An 18,512-nucleotide genomic window follows, 5' to 3' on the forward strand; every position below is an offset into this window, starting at 1 on the left:
AATAAGGCCATGAGCACCATCTTTTCCAAGATCATCGCCGGGGACATCCCCGGTCAGTTCGTCTGGGCCGACGACGTCTGCGTCGTCATGGCCACCATCGAGCCGGTGCGTCCCGGCCACGTCATGGTTGTCCCGCGTGCGGAGGTGGCCAAGTTTAACGACGTCGATCCGGCCGACTTCGCCCACATGATGCAGGTGGCACAGATCGTGGCGAGCGCCCAGGAGAAGGCCTTCGGTGTGCCGCGAGCCGTGGTGGCGATCCTCGGCTTCGAGGTGCCCCACACGCACGTGCACGTCATCCCCGCCGAGTCGGAAGATGCCGCGCGTTTCTCTGACGCCGTCGCGGCGCCGGCCGAGGAGATCGCCTCCGCGATGGACAAGCTTCGCGCAGCGCTGGCCGAGGCCGGCTACGCGGAGCAGGTGGAGGCAGCCCGGTAAGGCGGACCGCATTGTGAGGATGCGCCGACCACACGAATACCCCTGACAAATACCGCATGTGGGATCAGCCACACGTATCCACAATCCTGGGATAGACTGCTTGTGCACATACTCACAAGGAGACTATCTTGCGATCACTTATCTCACGGTTGGCTACCGTCGCGTTGACGGCGTTGCTCATGGTTGTCGTGGTGGCGCCCACCGAGGCGAGCACGATCCGCTCTGGCTACCATGACACGCTGCTTGCGCGTCACACCAACAGCAATCTTTACGCTTACGGGGGGGCGCAACCTACCTCTCACCCGGCATGTACGTCGGTCACGGATGGGGCGGCTTCGACTACGGCATCCAAATTGCCTCACTTAACGGCGCCGACTACGGGGACGTCATCGTCCGCTCCCCCGACGGGTTGCTACGCATCTACCACTCGGACGGCACGTCGCTCAGCGGCGGGTACCAGATTGGGAACGGATGGGCCGTCATGGCTGACATCGTCCCGGCCGACGACTGGGACGGCGACGGTCGCCCCGATCTGCTCGCCCGCCACAAGGACGGCCGGCTCCTCCTCTACCCCACCGAGGGCGCCGGCGATTGGGGGCGCGTAAGGCAGATTGGGCAGGGCTGGAGCCAGATCGACATGATGGCCGTGCCGGGCGATCTGACGGGCGACGGCGTGCCGGACCTCATCGGGCGCCACGTGCCCACGGGTCGCCTCCTTCTTTATCCGGGCGACGGCGAGGGCGGTTTCGACGCGATGCGCGTGATCGGCCACGGCTGGGAAAACTTCAAGAACATCACCTCGATAGGCGACTTCAACCGCGACGGCCGGCCGGACATCATCGCTCAGCGCGCGGATGGACGACTCTTTCGCTACTCGAGCCTCGGCGGTGGCTGGTGGTCCAAAGCCGTCCAGATCGGCCACGGCTGGCAGAACATGACGCTACCGGGCAGGTGGAAGACGACCACCGTCGCGGGCCCGCCGGCACCTAGGCCGAGCATGCTTCGCCAGCCCTTCGTTTACGGCACGCTACGCACGGGCGACCGCGGCTACCACATGGTTCGTGGCCGCGTGCTTTCCGAGAGGAGGGCCACCGTGGCGCACTACGCACTGTGGGTCACTCACAACGGCACGTGGCCGTGGGCGATCCCGAGTCCCACGAGCCGTCCGATCGTGGGCCAGATCATGGAGTTCCCGGCTTCGACCCTGTCGGCGAATCTCACGCGTTTGGACATCTACGAGGGTTACTACCCCGGTCGCGACATCAACACGATGCGCTACTTCCGTAACGCCGCCACGACGACGGACGGCGAACCGGTCTGGATTTACGAGACCTCCCCGCGCCAGGCGCAGTGGGTGGTTCGAAACGGTTACCGCGTGACCAACGGCGACTGGTTTAACCAGGTTCGGGCGTACGCCGCGCGCAGCGCGATGGGTGGCGGCGGCATGTGGGACTCACCCGGCGCGGAGTCGAATGTGTTGGTCAACGCCGCGACCGAGTTGACCACGTGTCACTCTGAGCTCGGTAGCCTTGAGGGCCAGTTCCTCCACCTTGATCTGAGCGCCACAGCCCCGGAGTCAACCGAGCAGGGCTACATTTCCGTCCCGGCAGAGAGCTTCATGGCCGTGGATTCGCAGGGCAACTGGTTCGCGCCCTTCGACGAGTCGGCGCAGTTCTGCTCCGCCACGAACGACCAGCTCATCGCATTCGTGGACGACGGCGTGAGCGCCACCGGCACGCTTACCCTCTCGGGTGACATCGCCGAGCTGTACTGGGTCAACGACGACGGCGACCCCATCCTCATCTGGTCGAAGAACCCCGTTGCAAGCAGTCAGACGAGTGAAACGACCCCCGCGGAGGAGTCGACGGTCGAGGGCGAGCCGACCCTCGGGGCACCGACGTCCGAAGGCGAGGAGCAGGGCCGCGCGGGATCCTCCGGCTCCGAGACCAGCGCGCCTGCTGACGACGCCGACCTCGACGCTGAGCCGACCGCCACGTCGGCCACCGGCTAAGCGCCACAGCGCCGCCTAGCTGGCAACGCGTGAGGGCCTCCGGGAAGCATCCCGGAGGCCCTCACGCGTTGCCCTACCGCCTACCCGATCGTCGCAAGCCAGGAGCCCGGTCTTTTAGAAGACAAGCGCCCAGGAATCCCAGAACCAGACGACGGTGAACACCACGAGGAGAAGGTAGATCACGCCGACAACGATCCAGCGGTTGCGCACCAACGCCGAGCCGAAGGCCTCGGCCCCCTCCCCCAGGTGTCCGGCTTGAGCTGTGCGCGCCAGCAGGGTCACGAAGAGCGGGATCGTGGCAATCCAAGCCCCCAGGCAGAATGGGCACAGCGAGCGGTTGACCACGTAGGATTGGTAGCCGAACCAGACCACCCACGCCATGCCGGCGCCGGCGCCGGCGAGCGTGGCAACCCACAGCCAGCGGTGCAGCGTGCCGCCGGAGACGAGCACGAGCCCGAGAGCAAGGATGCCCGCAAAAAACATCGCGCCGAACATGGCATTGGGCATCCCGAAGAAGAGGTGGCCCTGCCAGGCGTCGAAATATTTCGAGCAGCCGATGAGCGGATTGACGTCACAGATCAGGCTGGCATTCGGGTTTTGGAAGTAGGTCAGCTCTGACAGGATGAGCATGACCGAGGAGAGCAGGCCGAGCGCGCCGGTGATCAGGATGGTCAGCGCGGTCTCGAATGAGGCGCCGCCGGCGCGCTCGTGCTCGCTGGCCCTCGCCTCAAACCTGGCGATTCGGCGATCAATGTCGTCAATGTCGAGTTCACTCATGATTACCCTCAGCTAAAGAAACAAACGATTCAACAAATGTGGCGGTGTCCTGCCAATCGGCCACGGCGTGCGTGTCGATACCGAGGCGGATGACGGGGTAGTCGTTGCCGCCCTCGTCGAGGCGATCGCCCACGAACAGCATCTGCGAAATCGGGATCCCCGTCTCCTTTTCAAGCTCGGCAATCCCGTAAGCCTTGTCCACGCCTTTGCGGGTGATGTCCACCGACGTCGACCCGCCCGATCGCACCTCGAGCCCGGGTAGGCGCGGCGCGACGGCGGCGCGCAGGGCCTCCTTCTTTTCCCCGGTGGGGTCCCATGCCTTCTTCGCCTCGAGGGGCGCCTCTTGACCGAGCGCCGAGAACGTGATCTGCGATCCGCGGTCTTCGAGGATGTCTCCCCACGCCTGGCTTTCCCACAGGCCGAGCCGCTTAGCCTCCTCCTCGAGTACGGCCATCGCGCGGTCGCGCTCCTCGACCGTCAGGTCGCGCACGTAGACGGGATGCCACTGCCCGGCGTCGTAACGCATGTAGCGCGTGCCGCACGTGGGCATGAGGTGAAGGCGGGCGAGCTGGGCGTCGCTGGCATCGAGGTTGGCAAGTAGCTGACCACGAAACTGGTCGAAGGTGCCGCCGGAGATGACGCACACGTCGTGAATGTCAAGCAGGCTCCGCAAAGCGCGGGCCATGCGCCCCGGAAGGGGCGATTTTGACGGCGCGAGGGTGTCATCGAGGTCGAAGGCCAGAAGTGAGTACATGGGTTCCCTTCTTGTCGGTCCGGCGTTCATTCTCTCACGGCGGGGAGATGAAACAAATTTCAACTATTTCGCGTTGGAAGAAATGAACCTCCACCCTATATTGTGTAGCCTATGAAAGATCTCAAGCCAACTCCCACCACCGGATCCGAACCCGATGTATCGACGGCCGAGGTTCGCGGATACCGCTCCTCGGTATCTCCCGCACTTGAAACCGCCGCGGGTTGGGCATGGCGTATCATCGTCGTCGCGATCGTGCTGATTGGCGTTGGGTGGGTGGCCTACAAGCTCTCCCTGCTTTTCATCGCCGTCATGGTGGCACTCCTCATCGCCGTGGTCCTCGAACCGGTCACCTCCTGGCTGTGCAAGCGTTGGAATTGGCCTCCCGCGGCCGCAGCCGCCGCCGGCGTGTTGGGCTTGGTCGTCGTCATCCTTGGGCTGCTTGTCGGCGCGGGAACCGGAATCGTCGCGGGCGTGTCGGACCTGACCGACCAGGTGCTGGTGGGCGTGTCCACCATCATCGACCTGCTCGTCGAGAAATTCCCCAACCTCCAGGAAACCCTCAACGACAGCTGGTCGAAGGCGCAGAGTCTTCTGCAGAACAACGCCGGCGCATTGCTGGGCGGGGTGGCATCCATCGGCTCGAGCGTAACCGGCTTTCTCACCGGCGCGATTCTGTCGCTCTTCTCCCTGTTCTTCTTCCTCAAGGACGGCCGGCGCCTATGGCACTGGATCGTGCGCGCCACCCCGCGCTCTCAGCACGACCGCGTCAACGAGGCCGGCATCCGCGCCTGGGTGACAGTGGGCAATTACACCCGCACGCAGGCGATCGTTGCCGCCGTCGACGCCGTGGGAATCGGCATCGTGGCGATGATCCTCAAGACGCCGATCTCCCTGGCCTTCCCCATCGCGGTTGTCGTCTTCCTCTTCTCCTTCATCCCGATCGTCGGCGCTTTCCTTTCCGGCTTCCTGGCCGTGGTGATCGTGCTGGTCAACACCCAGTCTGTCGGGTTCGCGTTGCTCATGCTCGCAGGCGTGATCCTCGTCCAGCAGATCGAGGGCAACGTGCTCCAGCCGGTGCTTCAGGGCAATGCACTCAACATGCACGCCCTAGCGGTGGTGTTAATCGTGGCGGGCGGATCGGCGATCGCGGGCATCATCGGCGCACTCTTCGCCGTGCCGATGGCGGCGGCGATCAACACCGCCGTCCTCTATCTGGCCGGCCACGACACCTACCCCTACCTCGACCGGATGCAGGATCGTCCCGGCGGCCCGCCGCGGAGTTTTGCGGAGGTTTCCGCCGAGCACTGGGCGCGCTTCGACGAGAAGGTGGCCCAGCACCTCTCGCCGAAGGAACGCAAGATTGCGGCAAAGAAGGCGCGCGCGCAGCGGCGCGCCGCGCGGCGCGCGCGATAGACTCAGTGCCAAGACCGGCCGGATCGGCCATAATGGTTCAGGTAAGCTTCCGCCAAAGTTAAGGAACAACATGGCTACACCACACATCAACGCAGAAAAGGGAGACTTCGCTCCCGCCGTCCTCATGCCGGGCGATCCTAAGCGCGCCGAGCGCATGGCTCAGATGCTCATGCCGGATGCCAGGGTTGTCTCGGATGTGCGCGGCATCAAGGGCTACACGGGCGAGGTCGACGGCAAGCCGCTGTCCATCATGGCCTCGGGCATGGGTCAGCCCTCGCTGGGGATCTACGCCTCCGAGCTTTTCTCCGTCTTCGATGTCAAGCGCATCATCCGCGTGGGCACGGCCGGTGGCCTGTCGAAGAATGTGAAGGTCGGTGACGTGGTGATCGCCAACGGCGCCCACTACGAGGGTGTCATGAACACCTTCCTCATTCCCCAGACTCACTTCTCTGCCATCGCCTCCTTCAACCTGGTCAAGGCCGCGGCGGACGCCGCAGGCGATGACCCGGGCGTGATCGTGGCACCGGTCATTTCTCGCGACCGCTTCTACAACGTACCCGCCGAGGTTGACCAGGCGGCGTCCAAGGTGGGCACGGCCGGAGCCGAGATGGAGGCGGGCGCGCTTTACGGCCTGGCCGCGCTCTACGGCAAGGAGGCCCTGGCCGTGCTGACCATTTCGGATCATATGATCGTTCCGGGCCAGGACATGACGCCGGAGGAACGCGAGACGAAGTTCGTCAAGGCGCTCAACCTCGCGGTGGCGGCGGCGCTGTCCTGATGAACGCACTCTCCCCCTCGACCGAGGACTACCTCAAGACTATCTGGTCCATCTCCGAATGGTCCGGAGACGAGGTAGTCCCGATCGAGCTCGCGCGCCGTATGGGGCTCAGCCCTTCCACCGTCACCGAGACGGTGAAGAAGCTCAGCTCCCAAGGGCTGGTCACTCACCGGCGCTATGGCCCGATCTACCTCACCGAGGAGGGTAGGCGCGAGGCGCTACGGGTGGTGCGTAAGCACCGCCTCATCGAGACCTACCTGCACAGCCACCTCGGCTACGCTTGGCAGGATTTGCACGAGGAGGCCGAGGCGCTCGAACACGCCGTCTCCGACCGCTTCATCGACGCGATTGACGACCTCCTCGGCCACCCGCTCCGTGACCCGCACGGGGATCCGATCCCTCGCCCCGACGGTTCGATGCCGTCCATGGACGTCTTCCACCTGCACGAGGTGGAGGACGGGACCCCGGTCATCATCGAGCAGGTGGACGACGACGACGCGGACGTTCTCGTCTACCTCGGCGACCTCGGCGTGCGACCGGGCACGTGTGCCACGGTGACCTCACAGAGCGCGGTGTTGGGGCTCACCACGATCGACCTCGATGGTCAGTCCATAGCGTTGCCCCATCCGGCCTCCCGGCGCGTGCGCGTGACGATCCCAGAACTCTAGCCCCGCCCACGGCGGGTAGGTTTGAGGGTCACGCCACGTGAGGGCTGCCCACGCCGGGTAGACGTCGACGTCGAGGGGTGGAGCCTGGCCTCGGGTGAGGATCCACCCGAGGCGTGGCCAGCCGGTGTATCGGTAGATTTCTTCCATGTCACCAGCCTCCCACGCCCCTCCGACATTTCTGATCGCCCGCCGATGCCCTATGCTTGGAGGGCAACACGCGAAGGGATGAGCAGTGGCAAAACTGTATTTTCGTTACGGCACGATGAACTCGGGCAAGACCGCCGGCCTTCTCATGGCCGCGCACAACTTCGAAGAGTCCCACCAGCAAATCCTTATCCTTAAGCCGGCCCTCGATTCCAAGGCCGGCGCTGCGCTCTACACGCGCATGGGGATCGAGCGACTCGTGGACCACCTGGTGACCGAGGACGACGATCTCTTCACGCTCGCGAAGGATTGGCTCGCCTCGATCGAGGGAAAGACTGTGGGTGGCATCCTCGTGGACGAGGCGCAGTTCCTCACCACCGCCCAGGTCGATCAGCTTCTCAACGCCGCCCTCACCCTCGACATCCCGGTGCTCTGCTACGGCCTGCGCACCGATTTTCTCACCAAGGTCTTTCCCGGATCCGCCCGGCTCCTCGAGACAGCCCACACCCTCGAGGAGCTCAAGACGATGTGCGCGGCAGGCTGCCGGCGCAAGGCGAATTTCAACGCCCGCAAAGTCAATGGCAAGTTCGTGCTGCACGGCGACCAGATCGAGATCGACAACCGTGCCGAGGTGGAGTACATGGCCCTGTGCGGGCAGTGCTTCCTCAAGCTGGTCGGCCCGATCGACGGTCACCGCGAGTAGCGTCGGACGCCATCCGGCTCCGACACCCCGGGGTTAGCGGCGCCCCGGATTGCGAATCGGCACCCGCCGATGTCCTAACCTCACCACACCTGCGCAATACGCCACACGCCAACCGCTTTCATATTGATATCGATTCCCGTTACGCTTGAACTTGATAAGCGTTCTCATATGAAAGTAGGTGATCCTTCTTGTCACGTCTGAGCTGGGCGAAGCGACTTGCCGCCCTCACAACATCCGCGCTAGCCGTATCCTTCATGCTTCCGGCCGCGGCCACGCCGTCAGAGGACAAGGCAATCTTCGATCAGGGCCATACCGACTCCCCGAAGGTGTTTTGGGAAAACAATGCCCTGACGATCAAGGCCTCCGGCCAGCAGGTCACGCCGCTGGAGAAGGGACTGCACTGGCTACACCAGGGCTACGACGCGAAGGGCCAGCAGTACTTCTATTACACGGCCGGCGAGGATCCCAAGTACCGCTTCCTCGGTGAGGCGGGCGACCTGTTCTACTGGGGCTCCCCCATCAACGCCACCGGCGGCGCCACGAACCTGTGGATCGGCTACGGCTCGGACGCGGGCATCCCCGTGGAGAAGTTCCGCGACCGCATGTTCCAGCTCGAGCTCGTGGACTTCTCCGGCCCCGGGAAGATGGAGATGTTCCGCTACGCCCAGGAGGATGACCCGCAGGAGCGTTACCTCTCCAGCCACCAGAATGACTACCGCTTCCTTCAGCTCGGCGCAGGAGCCCACACGCACCTGAACACCACGTTCTCCAAGCCGGGCACCTACCACCTCACCTACCGCACCACCTACCGCGACGCCGAGACCGGCAAGTTCGTCGCCTCCACCCCGCAGGACATGCAGTGGCAGGTGGGCGGCTCGGATCCACGCAAGGCCACGTTGGGCGACGTCGTCGGCGCTTACAACGCCTCACAGGAGTCGGGCACCTCCCAGTCGTTTGCGCCCAAGCTGACGCTCGCGCCGGCTGGTGGTGACGAGCCGATGACCACCCTCACCTTCGATACTGGCGACCCAGCCGCCACCGGCCACGTTGCCTTCTACATCGACGGGTATTACCTGGCTGAGCAGCCGCTCACCGGTGGCTCGGCGGCGTGGACCGAGATGATCGGTTCGCAGCAGGCCAACTTCCAGGCCGTCTACGTTCCCGACGCCGGTTCTCCCGCCCCGCGCTGGATCACCGCCCCGGTTACCTACCAGCTGGGTGCGCAGGCCGCGGCGACGTCGGAGGCCGGCCAGTTCCCCACCCCAACGCAGGCGAACGTCCCGGCGAAGAACCTCACCCCGACGCCGATTACCTCCACCAAGGTGACGATGTCGAGCGTGCTCGATGGTGAGAACTACGTGATCACCGCAACTCCGGAGGATCCGAACCTCGAGTTCGGCGTGGTCGGCGGGTTCGGTGCGGATGTCAACACCGCCGCCGAGGAATGCCCGATCAACTTCACCTCCACCCGTTCCTCGCGGTCGATGAGCGTCTCCAAGAACTTCGTGGACGAGTGGTGCGACACCACCCAGGCCCACTGGGAGCTGACCCCGGCCACCCAGTACGAGGCGGCCAGGACCACGCTCGACGTGGAAGGTAGCCCCGAGTTCACCAACTCCGCGACCTTCGCGCCGGCGTCAGGCTCCACCCCCGCTCCAAAGCCGGACACCCCCGAGAAGCCGAACCCCGACACGACGCCGGCTCCCGACAAGCCCGACACCACCCCCGGCACCGATCCCTCGGATCAGCCGACCGGTGAGGCCGAGGAGAGCAAGGCCGAGGCCATCAACACCGACGAGGTGACGATCAAGGATGGCCACATCGATTACGGTCCGATCCTCATGCCGGACGGCTCGCTGCGCATCATCGTCGGCGACGATTCGCGCACCATCGAACAGCACGGCGTCGTGCGCGATCCCGACTCCGTGACGCTGGAGGCCACGGTCGCCAAGCGCGAGCGCTCCCAGCGCATCTTCGGCGATGAGACCTACGACTTCCTCGGCAAATCCGGCACGCCGCTCTACATCCTGCCGCAGTCGCAGGTCAAGGGCCTGGTCTGGCCGGGCTTCTCCACCGAGCGCCTGCCCACGGATACCTTCCCGGCTGGCACCACCATGACCCTCACGCCGATATCGGCGCCCGAGGGCGCTCATGCCTGGGCCTTCACATCCGGCCTGAGCGGATTGCAGGACTTGCTGCTCGACTCCTCCAAGACGACGACGATCGTCAACACGCTCCCGGCGCACGTGCACGCCAACTGGGTCTTCACCAAGCCGGGCACGTACGAGTTCGGTCTTCAGGTGGCCGCTACCGACAAGGACGGCACGGCCATCACCTCCGATTCGGGCAAGATCCGCATCGTGGTCAAGGATAAGAACGCGGGCGCCGACCAGGGCGCGCCGGCGCCGGACACCAACCAGGGCGAACCGAAGGACGACAAGACGCCGGACGCGACGCCGTCGCCCGAGGGCAAGGCTCCCTCCGAGGCGAAGAAGCCCGCCGGAACCCCGACGGTTCCGAGCACGCCGGGCGCGACCGGGACCGGCCCGGCCGTCCCGCAGCTGATCACGGGCGGCGGCGAGGCGCAGGTCGAGCAGTGCATCCCCACCCCGATCGAGACCGAGGTCTCGGGCCCGGAGGCGAAGGCCGCGGGTGGCTCCTACACCGTGGCGGCGAACACGCACGTCCATCCGAATTGGGTATTCACCAAGCCCGGCACCTACAAGGTGACGATCACCCAGACCGCACAGCTCAAGAGCGGCAAGCGCGCGCAGGCCACGGGCACCCTCACGTTCAACGTGGGCGGTTCTGGAAACGCGAACTCGGGCCATTTTGACGTCGGTTCGGTTCTCGAGGGCGACAAGCTCATGCTCAAGGTGAAGGATGACCGCACCCAGCCGGCGAAGTGGGTCGATCCGGGCTCGCTCGTCTTCGGCCTGGGCGACGCCTCGAAGGCCACCGCCCCCGCGGGACTGGAATTCATCGCTCCGCAGGGCTCGCAGATCTGGATGATCTCCTCGGCCTCCGTCCCCGGCGTGCCGTGGGTGGGCGCCAACACGCAGCACCCCTCCATCGTTTCCGGAACCACCGGCGCGGTGACGTGGTCGCTGTCAAACGTCACCGGTCCAGGTGAGCTCGCGGTCTTCTCCTCGGGCAACCTCGGCCAGGTGGTCGGTGAGCGCTGGTTCGGCGGCGCGAGCGGCGATAGCGGCCTTCCCGCAGGAGTGGAGAAGAAGGGCGATAAGTACATCAAGACCGAGTGGGTGGGCAAGACGCCGTCCGGCGCCGACTGCCAGCTCTCGGCCGAGCAGATCGCCCAGCTCCAGGCGGAAGGCAAGAACGTGGCGGCCGGCCAGACCACCGCGCTCAGCCACGCGGGCGCCACAGTGTCCACCTTGGCGGCCTTTGCCGTCGTTCTCATCGGCATCGGCGGTGCACTGGTTGTTCGCAGGCGCCACGCGTAACCGGGGCGGGCTCGCCCGCTCCCTGGCTCTCCTGGTCAGCCTCGCGCTGGCCGGCTGCGCCACACCCGTAGAGGAAACGGCCGGGGTGGTCGCCACCACCCCGGTCGTGGCCGACTTGGTGCGCAACGTGGCCGGCGACGCCATCGACGTCGTCTCCCTCGTTCCGCCCTCCTCCGATCCCCACACCTACGAGCCGCCGCTGTCGATGCTGCGTCACGTAACTCGGGCGAAGGCCGCGTTTTCTAACGGGCTGCTGCTGGAGAACGCCTCAATTCGCTCAATGGTCGAGGCGAACCTGCCTGACGGGGCACCAAACGTGGCGCTTGGGGAGGAGTCGGTGGCCTTCGGTGGCTACCACATCCCGCTCGTTGAGGATCAGGCGCTCGACACCGTCTGGCTCGGGCTGCGGGTCGCGGGCCGCTACTCCGACCCTGGAACCGTCACCTTCCGCGCCACCGCATTTGAGGGCCCGGGTAACATATCGGCCTTCACCACCGGCGTCTTCGGCCAACCCTCCATCTGGCTCGACAGCTCCAATGGCCTGGATGGCGACGAGCTCGCCCTTCCCGCCGGCTCGCACACCCACATGTCCTGGGGCTTCACCGCGCCCGGCCGCTACCGCCTCACGATCGAGGCCGTTCCCGACGCCGACATGGAGGCTCCCGCAGGCCCGACCGAGGCGACGATCGAGTTCGCCGTCGGCGTCGATCCGGGGCCGAGTGCTCTTACTTCCGGCCACGTGGACCTCTATGCCAGCGGCGACCTGACGTTGCACGGGGAGGACAAGGGCCGCAGTTTCGAACGCCAACCGGCCGACGTCGTCGTCGCGGTTCCACACGCGACCCGCACGCAGGTGCCGGCCGACCCGCAGTGGCGCTTCCTCGGCAAGGCCGGTCAGGACGCGTGGGTGCTCGCGCAGGCCGTGATCGGCAAGCACGTCCACGGCGAGATCGACCCGCACATGTGGCTCGACGTTTCCAACGCGATTGCCTATGTGGAGGTCATCCGCGACCGGCTCAGCGCCGTCGACCCCGCACACGCCGACGTCTTCGCAGCCAACGCCTCGGCATATATCGCCAAGCTCGAGCGACTCGACTCGTGGGCCTCTCAGGTGCTGGCGACGATTCCGGGCGCAAACCGGCGCCTCGTCACCGCCCACGACGCCTACGGGTATCTGGCTAACGCCTACGGCCTGACCATCACGGGTTTCGCCTCCGCGAACCCGTCGCTCGAGCCTTCGGCCGGGGCGCTGGCCCTGCTCACCGCCACGCTACGCGACCTGCACGTGCCGGCCGTCTTCACCGAGGCCTCCACGCGCTCGGGCGCGGGCGAGCTGACGTCGATCGCGGACGGGCTGGGTATCTCCGTGTGCTCCCTGTCCTCCGATTCGCTCACGCCGGAGGCCCCCACCTACATCGACCTCGTCGTAGACAACACCACCACCATGAAGTCGTGCCTGGATCCGACCTCGTATCCGGCATGGAAGTTTGAAGGATGAACATGAAACGACTGACCGCACTCACCGCGCTGATCGCCCTCGCCGCTTCGGCCGTGGCCACGCCCGCGCTTGCCACCACCGACGACGCCACCGGCTCCACCGCCGTCGACCCCGCTCTTACCCAGCGCGTCGACGCCGACGAAGCCGTCGCACCCGCCGGACAGCGCACCGTTATCGATGCCGGGCACGTGGACATGGGCCCGCGCATCATCGACGGCCAGTGGCAGGTCCTCGCCCGCGACGACACCGCCGCCTCCCCCACGTGGCGCCGCACCGACGACGTCGTCTACCGCGTCGCCGACGCCGCCCGCCTCGACGTACCCGAAGGATACGAGTTCGTGGGCGGGTCCCAGGCCTGGGTGATTCCGCAACAGGAGATCGCGGGCGTGCCCTGGCTGGGCTGGAACACGCAGGATCCTGCGGTGATCGACCAGGTCAACGGCACGGTCAGCATCGTATTCGAGGGGCACGAGGGCCCGGGAACCTTCACCGCGTTCGTCCAGGCTGGCAACTTCCAGGGCCCCGAGGTGCTGTGGGATTCGACGAAGGCGCTCTCGCAGCCCATCTCCGTGGAACTCAACACGCACACGCACGTGAACTGGGCTTTCACCGAGCCGGGCGTGCACCGCGTGCGGCTTTCCTATACCGCAACTCTCAACGACGGCAAGACGGTCGGCGCCACGGCATACGTCAACGTCGCCGTCGGCTCAGACACGAGCGTCGACGACGCGTGGGCGGCCATCGCCGCCGCCCAGCCCGCGCAGGATTCAACTCCGACGGGCGAAGCTGGTGCCACCGCGACCACGCAGACCCCCACCTCGGACTCCGCGGCAACCGAGCAGGGCGCACACGGGACGTCCACCGGCGTCGTCGCCATCGCTATCGCGGCCCTCGCTCTCGTAGCCGTCGTCTTCTTCGTGGTCCTTCGCCGGCGGACAAGCGCCGCGCAGTCTCGCGCGCTGGAGGACAAGTGAGCGTCCTAACCCTGCGCGACGTCGACGTGTGCCTGTCGGGCCGGACGATCCTGACGGACGTATCGCTCGCCGTTGAACCCGGCGAGATCATGGGGCTGCTCGGCCCGAACGGCGCGGGCAAGACCACGCTCATGCGCGCCATCATGGGGCTCATCCCCACCGCCCGCGGCACGATCGAGCGTAGCGGCGCTCCCGGCTATGTGCCCCAGCGCCACGACATCGCCTGGAACTACCCGATCTCCGTCCAGGAAACGGTCATGACCTCCATCCTCGCGCGCATGCGCCCGTGGCAGTGGGCGAAGGCCGAGCATTGGCGGGCCGTCTATGACGCGCTGGAGATGGTGGGGATGATCGACCTTCGCGAGCGCACGCTAGATGAGCTCTCCGGCGGGCAGAAGCAACGCGTGCTCATTGCCCGTGCGCTCGCACCCGGGCCGAGGGTGCTCCTACTAGATGAGCCGTTCACCGGCCTCGACCACCCCACCCAGGACTCCCTGACCGACCTGTTCACCTCGCTATCGAGGGCCGGGGTGGCAATCCTCATGTCCACCCACGACCTCACCCAGGCCGTCGGGATGGCCGACCGGATCGCGTTGCTGGCGGGCACGATCCGCGCCGTCGACACCCCGGACAACCTACGTGATCCGCAGATCTGGATGGAGACCTTTGCGGTGCGCCGGAACTCCGCCCTGCTTCGAACCATTGGACTGACATGAGCCTTATCGACTTCCTCGCCGACCTCGCCAACCCACAGCTCGCCTTCCTCCAACGGGCGATGCTGGTGGCCATCTTGTCGGCCATCATCTGCGGCGCCGTCGGCGTTCACACCGTCCTGCGCGGGATGAGTTTTATCGGCGACGCGCTCTCCCACGCCGTCTTCCCTGGAATTGCGCTGGCCTTCGCCGTCGGCGGCTCGGTGCTGCTCGGCGGGGCGGTAGCAGGCGTCGTCGTCACTCTCCTCATCGCTGCCTTCGCTCAGAACAGGAAGGTGGGTGAGGATTCGGTGATCGGGATCTTCTTCGCCGCCGCCTTCGCGCTCGGCCTGGTCATCATGGCCCACATCCCCACCTACACGGGGTCACTGGAGTCGATCCTCTTCGGTTCGCTCACCGGCGTCCAGCCTGGGGATCTCACCGCCATCGCGTTCGGCGCGGCCGCAATCCTCGCCGCCCTGGCGCTCTCCCACAAGAAACTCGTCATCGTCTCTCTCGACCGCGCCTACGCTTCCTCGCTCGGGATCCGCACCGGCGCCGTCGACGTGGTCCTCTATCTGACGATCGCCGCCGCGGTGGTCATGAGCGTGCAGATCGTGGGCAACATTCTGGTGCTCGCCCTGCTGATCACGCCAGCCGCGACCGCCCGCCTCATCACGGACCGGCTCCTGCCCATGATGCTGATCGCGCCCGCCATCGGGGCGACGGGAGCGTTCTTCGGCATCTGGGCGTCGTGGGTGTGGGACCTGCCCACGGGCGCGGCGATCGTCCTCATCCTGACGGGCGTCTTCGCGCTGGTGTGGGCGCTGCGGGCGTGGCCAGCCCGTCGGCTCAGGCGTTGAGCTCGGTGCGCGTGGGGGCGTAGGCCCCGGCATGGGCCACGGTGATCCCGGCGTTCTTAGAGGCGCGCTCCAGGATCGCGCGCACGACGTCGACCTCTGCCTCGACAAGCCGGGCCCGGTCGCGACCGAGCAGGCCGGCGTCGAGCAGGCCCGAGATAAGGCCGGCCATGAAGGAATCGCCGGCGCCGACGGTGTCCACGCACTCCGTGCCCCAGGTGGGGACGCTTACCTTACCGCCGGCCCACTTGCCCATCGCGCCCTCCTTGCCACGGGTGACGACCACGAGCTGCGGGCCGAGTTCCATCCAGCGGGTGAGGACCCCGTCGAGGCCCTCCTCGGTTTCGGCTCCCTCGCCATACATCCAGGCCACATCCTCATCCGAAGCCTTGACCACGGTGGAGCGGGCGATAATGTCCTCGATGAGCGGGACGGTCACCGCCGGCTCGGCCATGATCGCCGGGCGGACGTTCGGGTCGTAGGAGACGCTCGCCTGCGGGTTGGCTTCCAGCACCGCGCGCACGTCGCTCGCCCCCGGCTCCTCGGTGGCTCCGAAGCTACCCACGTGGATGTGGTCGGCGCGCTGATCGGTCGCCCCGGCGGGCAGGCGCCATTCGATGTCGAAGGTGTAGGTGGCGTTGGAGTGCTCGTCCAGGGTGGCGTGTGCCGTGGTGGTGCGGCTCGCGCCGTCGCTAGCTGGCATGATCGCGACGCCTGCGTTGGCCAAGCCCTCCTCGATGAGTGCGCCGTGGGCGTCCCTAGCCCACCAGCTACCCAGCATCGTCTCGTGCTCGAGGCGGGCCAAGCCGCAAGCCACGTTGAAGGGGCTGCCTCCTGCCCGCTCCAGCACGTTGCCCGGATCGCTGACGCGTTCGATCAAATCAACGAGGGCTTCCCCCAGGCACAGCGCAACCATGACTACCTCTTTCACTCAACGGTGTGCACCTTCAAGTCTAGCGATGTGCCGCCCGCCACGGCGGACAAAACCACGTCTCGTGGGCCGGTGGGGAAACTCAGCGAGGACAGGATATACGGGTTGTCGCCGTTGAACGCCTCCACGTGGCTCAGCTACGAGTGGGTATTGCGGGCGCAGGTGCAGGCCGAGCCGGGTGAGAGTCTCCCCCGTCTGCCAAGGAACAGATGATGGGATCCGGCACCGCACCCGGCCGGTTCACGCCCCGAGCGTCTTCAGCCAACCGATATGTCCGTTGCACCAGTTGACCACCAGCCCGACGGCGAACATCGACACCACCGTGCCAACCCCGATCCCCGACAGATAGCCGAAGAAGACGAGCGATGAGATCCCGGCCAGCACCACCAGTGTGGTATCAAAGACGATCTTCACCGTCCCGAAGCGGATCTTGGTCCGCCACCCAACCGCCTTCACAATGCCCTCCCCCGGCACTGTCAGGATGCCCGGAGCTACCTGGATCGAAATGCCCAAGCCCAGGATCGCACACCCGATTGCGAGCAAAACGCAGCGCCAGGCCAGGTGCTCGGGTTCGAGCCGGGTCAGGGCCACCATCCACAGGTCGATGAACGCCGAGAACAGGAAGTTGATCAGGATCTGGAGCCACTGGAAGGCCCTCCACTCCTTCCGATAGATCGCCGCCTGCACCAGGATGAAGGCCATGTTCATGACGAAGGTGAACACGCCAAACGTGGGGGCGAATCGGTAGGAGAAGACGAGCGGCAGGGCGGAGATCGGCGTCGTTCCCAGGGCAGATTTCGTCACGACGGCGATGCCGAGCGCCCCCATCGCCACCCCGATGAGGAACCACATCCAGCGCTGCCACAGGGGCCGTTCGGTAATCACTGACTCATCCTAGCGACCGGTTCCGCGCCCACGAGCCACGCGTCCAAGGGCGCCAGAAAAAGACGCTATCTGTTCTCAGGCGTCGCTTCGGCCTGGGCCAATGACTCCGCGAGGAGATCGCGCGGCTCGGGTAGCTCCCGCGAACGCGAGAGTAGCCAGTAACCCCCGGACAGGGCGAGGATGTAGGGCACGCCGGCGTACCAGGCGATTGGCATAAGCCAGTAGAGCGAGACGAAGATCGCCACGCTCGCGGCGAGGACCACGACGTTCGTCACCGGGCTCCCCCACAGCCGGTTGACGGGCAGGGGCAGACCGGCCCGTGCGCGCTTGCGGCGGAAGACGAGGTGGGTGCTCATCACCATCACCCAGGTCACGAGGATGCCGATGGTGGCCATGCCGTACAGCCACATGAAGACATTGCCAGGACTGAGGATCGCGAGCGCGGCGGCGAGCGCCATCCCGCACATGGCAAGGGCGACGGCGCCGCGCGGGGCGCCCTTGGCGTTGGTCCGGCTGGCGAAGCGGGGAGCCTCATGGTCGACGGCAAGCGCGTGGAACATGCGGCTCGAGGAGTACAGGCAGCCATTGGCCGCGGAAAGCGCGGCGACGATGAGCACGGCGTTCATGACGTGCGATGCGCCGGCCACGCCCGTGATCTCCAGGACCTTGACGAAGGGTGACTGTTCCACGGTTCCGGCAACGGCGGCCGTCTCAGTCCACGGCTGGAGCATGAGGACCACGAGGATCGCTCCCACGTAGAAGATGAGTAGGCGCCAGATCATGGTGTGGGCGGCGCGAGGGATGTCGCGGGCCGGGTTGGCGGACTCGGCCGCCCCTACCGAGACGTTCTCGATGCCGCCGAAGGCGAAGACAGCCATGCAGGCGGCTGCCAGCATTCCGGTCACACCCTTGGGCAGGAAGCCGCCCTCGGTAAGGTAGCGGGCGCCGACGGCGTCGTGACCGCCAAGGCCGGCTACCACGGCAAGGCCAAGCAGAATGAAGACGACGATCGCCACCACTTTGATCATGGAAAACCAATACTCGGACGATCCGTAGAGGTGAACGGAGAACATGTTGAGGGCGCCGATGAACACCGAGCACAGGATTGTGCCCAGCCACAGGGGCAGGCTTGGGAACCAGTAGGTGAGGTACGTCGCCGAAGCCACCACCTCAGCGCCCACCGCCACCATCATCGTGATCGCGAAGTTCCAGCGCGTCACAAACCCGCCGAAGCGGCCGAGGTAGGCTGCTGCCACCGTGCCGTGCCCGCCTGGGACGGGGTGGACGGTGACCATCTCTGCCAGCGCCCACACGATCGCCAGGGCGAGGCTGCCCGCGAGAGCGTAAGAGATGACGGTGGCGGGGCCGGCATACGAGATGACCGAGCCCGATCCGAGGAAGAGGCCGGTGCCGAGCGCCCCAGACAGGGCGATCATGGCAACCTGGCCGGAAGTAAGGCCGCGTTGGAGTTGGGATTCTTCGTTCACGTCTTCCATGGTAACCTCCGGCAACAAAATGCCGT

Annotated in this window: 16 protein-coding genes; 11 read left to right on the top strand and 5 right to left on the bottom strand. The window is 66.0% G+C overall.

Going from position 1 to position 18,512, the window contains the following annotated elements; genetic code table 11:
* The first annotated feature begins 9 nt into the window (after window positions 1-9).
* Together J2S45_RS06350 and J2S45_RS06355 are read left to right on the top strand one after the other, a co-directional pair.
* On the top strand, window positions 10-438 hold the full coding sequence (locus tag J2S45_RS06350) for an HIT family protein (RefSeq protein WP_307634865.1): 429 nt from the start codon (window positions 10-12) through the stop codon (window positions 436-438).
* 307 nt (window positions 439-745) lie between these two features.
* Entirely contained in the window at window positions 746-2,449 is a 1,704-nt protein-coding gene (locus tag J2S45_RS06355) for a gamma-glutamylcyclotransferase (RefSeq protein WP_307634866.1), read from the top strand.
* Between the two features lie 114 nt (window positions 2,450-2,563).
* On the opposite strand, the gene J2S45_RS06360 is transcribed toward J2S45_RS06355, so the two are convergent.
* Both J2S45_RS06360 and J2S45_RS06365 read right to left on the bottom strand, forming a co-directional pair.
* The gene (locus J2S45_RS06360) at window positions 2,564-3,226 is read right to left on the bottom strand and encodes a vitamin K epoxide reductase family protein (RefSeq protein WP_307634867.1); all 663 of its coding nucleotides are present in this window, start codon (window positions 3,224-3,226) and stop codon (window positions 2,564-2,566) included.
* Window positions 3,219-3,980, bottom strand: a complete 762-nt coding sequence (locus J2S45_RS06365; protein ID WP_307634868.1) for an HAD-IIB family hydrolase — start codon at window positions 3,978-3,980, stop codon at window positions 3,219-3,221. Before J2S45_RS06365 ends, J2S45_RS06360 begins: the two co-directional genes overlap by 8 nt.
* A gap of 111 nt (window positions 3,981-4,091) precedes the next feature.
* On the opposite strand from J2S45_RS06365, the gene J2S45_RS06370 reads away from it, so the two are divergent.
* The 9 genes from J2S45_RS06370 (at window position 4,092) to J2S45_RS06410 (ending at window position 15,177) form a co-directional block, all read left to right on the top strand.
* Complete coding sequence (locus J2S45_RS06370) at window positions 4,092-5,393, top strand: AI-2E family transporter (protein WP_307634869.1); 1,302 nt, start codon at window positions 4,092-4,094, stop codon at window positions 5,391-5,393.
* Between the two features lie 70 nt (window positions 5,394-5,463).
* On the top strand, window positions 5,464-6,171 hold the full coding sequence (locus J2S45_RS06375) for a purine-nucleoside phosphorylase (protein ID WP_307634870.1): 708 nt from the start codon (window positions 5,464-5,466) through the stop codon (window positions 6,169-6,171).
* On the top strand, window positions 6,171-6,839 hold the full coding sequence (locus J2S45_RS06380; protein WP_307634871.1) for a metal-dependent transcriptional regulator: 669 nt from the start codon (window positions 6,171-6,173) through the stop codon (window positions 6,837-6,839). The genes J2S45_RS06375 and J2S45_RS06380 overlap by 1 nt, the downstream gene beginning before the upstream one ends.
* A 232-nt stretch (window positions 6,840-7,071) precedes the next feature.
* Window positions 7,072-7,686, top strand: coding sequence for a thymidine kinase (locus J2S45_RS06385; RefSeq protein ID WP_307634872.1), 615 nt, complete (start codon window positions 7,072-7,074; stop codon window positions 7,684-7,686).
* 188 nt (window positions 7,687-7,874) lie between these two features.
* Entirely contained in the window at window positions 7,875-11,150 is a 3,276-nt protein-coding gene (locus J2S45_RS06390; protein WP_307634873.1) for a choice-of-anchor M domain-containing protein, read from the top strand.
* Window positions 11,119-12,648, top strand: a complete 1,530-nt coding sequence (locus J2S45_RS06395) for an anchored repeat ABC transporter, substrate-binding protein (RefSeq protein WP_296930820.1) — start codon at window positions 11,119-11,121, stop codon at window positions 12,646-12,648. The genes J2S45_RS06390 and J2S45_RS06395 overlap by 32 nt, the downstream gene beginning before the upstream one ends.
* 2 nt (window positions 12,649-12,650) lie before the next feature.
* Window positions 12,651-13,622, top strand: coding sequence for a choice-of-anchor M domain-containing protein (locus J2S45_RS06400; protein WP_307634874.1), 972 nt, complete (start codon window positions 12,651-12,653; stop codon window positions 13,620-13,622).
* On the top strand, window positions 13,619-14,338 hold the full coding sequence (locus J2S45_RS06405; protein ID WP_307634875.1) for an anchored repeat-type ABC transporter ATP-binding subunit: 720 nt from the start codon (window positions 13,619-13,621) through the stop codon (window positions 14,336-14,338). Before J2S45_RS06400 ends, J2S45_RS06405 begins: the two co-directional genes overlap by 4 nt.
* Window positions 14,335-15,177 carry an anchored repeat-type ABC transporter permease subunit gene (locus tag J2S45_RS06410; protein ID WP_307634876.1) on the top strand — a complete coding sequence of 281 codons (843 nt, stop codon included), beginning with the start codon at window positions 14,335-14,337 and terminating at the stop codon, window positions 15,175-15,177. The genes J2S45_RS06405 and J2S45_RS06410 overlap by 4 nt, the downstream gene beginning before the upstream one ends.
* Here J2S45_RS06410 and J2S45_RS06415 read toward each other — a convergent pair.
* The 3 genes from J2S45_RS06415 to J2S45_RS06425 form a co-directional block, all read right to left on the bottom strand.
* Window positions 15,167-16,105 (bottom strand): carbohydrate kinase family protein, encoded by a 939-nt coding sequence (locus J2S45_RS06415; RefSeq protein WP_307634877.1) that lies wholly within the window; start codon window positions 16,103-16,105, stop codon window positions 15,167-15,169. The genes J2S45_RS06410 and J2S45_RS06415 overlap by 11 nt on opposite strands.
* Before the next feature lie 240 nt (window positions 16,106-16,345).
* A complete protein-coding gene (locus J2S45_RS06420; RefSeq protein WP_307634878.1) occupies window positions 16,346-16,990 on the bottom strand; it encodes a YczE/YyaS/YitT family protein in 645 nt (214 codons plus the stop codon).
* A 65-nt stretch (window positions 16,991-17,055) separates the two neighbouring features.
* Window positions 17,056-18,477, bottom strand: coding sequence for an amino acid permease (locus J2S45_RS06425; RefSeq protein WP_270975321.1), 1,422 nt, complete (start codon window positions 18,475-18,477; stop codon window positions 17,056-17,058).
* Window positions 18,478-18,512 lie beyond the last annotated feature (35 nt).

Origin of the sequence: Trueperella abortisuis, from assembly GCF_030811095.1 — a bacterium.
Lineage (GTDB): Bacteria > Actinomycetota > Actinomycetes > Actinomycetales > Actinomycetaceae > Trueperella > Trueperella abortisuis.

Excerpts from the sequence above, each read along its gene's own strand:
- J2S45_RS06400 (WP_307634874.1), top strand. The coding sequence starts at position 12,651 with ATGAAACGACTGACCGCACTCACCGCGCTGATCGCCCTCGCCGCTTCG.
- J2S45_RS06380 (WP_307634871.1), top strand. The coding sequence starts at position 6,171 with ATGAACGCACTCTCCCCCTCGACCGAGGACTACCTCAAGACTATCTGG.
- J2S45_RS06360 (WP_307634867.1), bottom strand. The coding sequence starts at position 3,226 with ATGAGTGAACTCGACATTGACGACATTGATCGCCGAATCGCCAGGTTT.
- J2S45_RS06355 (WP_307634866.1), top strand. The coding sequence starts at position 746 with ATGTACGTCGGTCACGGATGGGGCGGCTTCGACTACGGCATCCAAATT.
- J2S45_RS06410 (WP_307634876.1), top strand. The coding sequence starts at position 14,335 with ATGAGCCTTATCGACTTCCTCGCCGACCTCGCCAACCCACAGCTCGCC.
- J2S45_RS06375 (WP_307634870.1), top strand. The coding sequence starts at position 5,464 with ATGGCTACACCACACATCAACGCAGAAAAGGGAGACTTCGCTCCCGCC.
- J2S45_RS06365 (WP_307634868.1), bottom strand. The coding sequence starts at position 3,980 with ATGTACTCACTTCTGGCCTTCGACCTCGATGACACCCTCGCGCCGTCA.
- J2S45_RS06350 (WP_307634865.1), top strand. The coding sequence starts at position 10 with ATGAGCACCATCTTTTCCAAGATCATCGCCGGGGACATCCCCGGTCAG.
- J2S45_RS06370 (WP_307634869.1), top strand. The coding sequence starts at position 4,092 with ATGAAAGATCTCAAGCCAACTCCCACCACCGGATCCGAACCCGATGTA.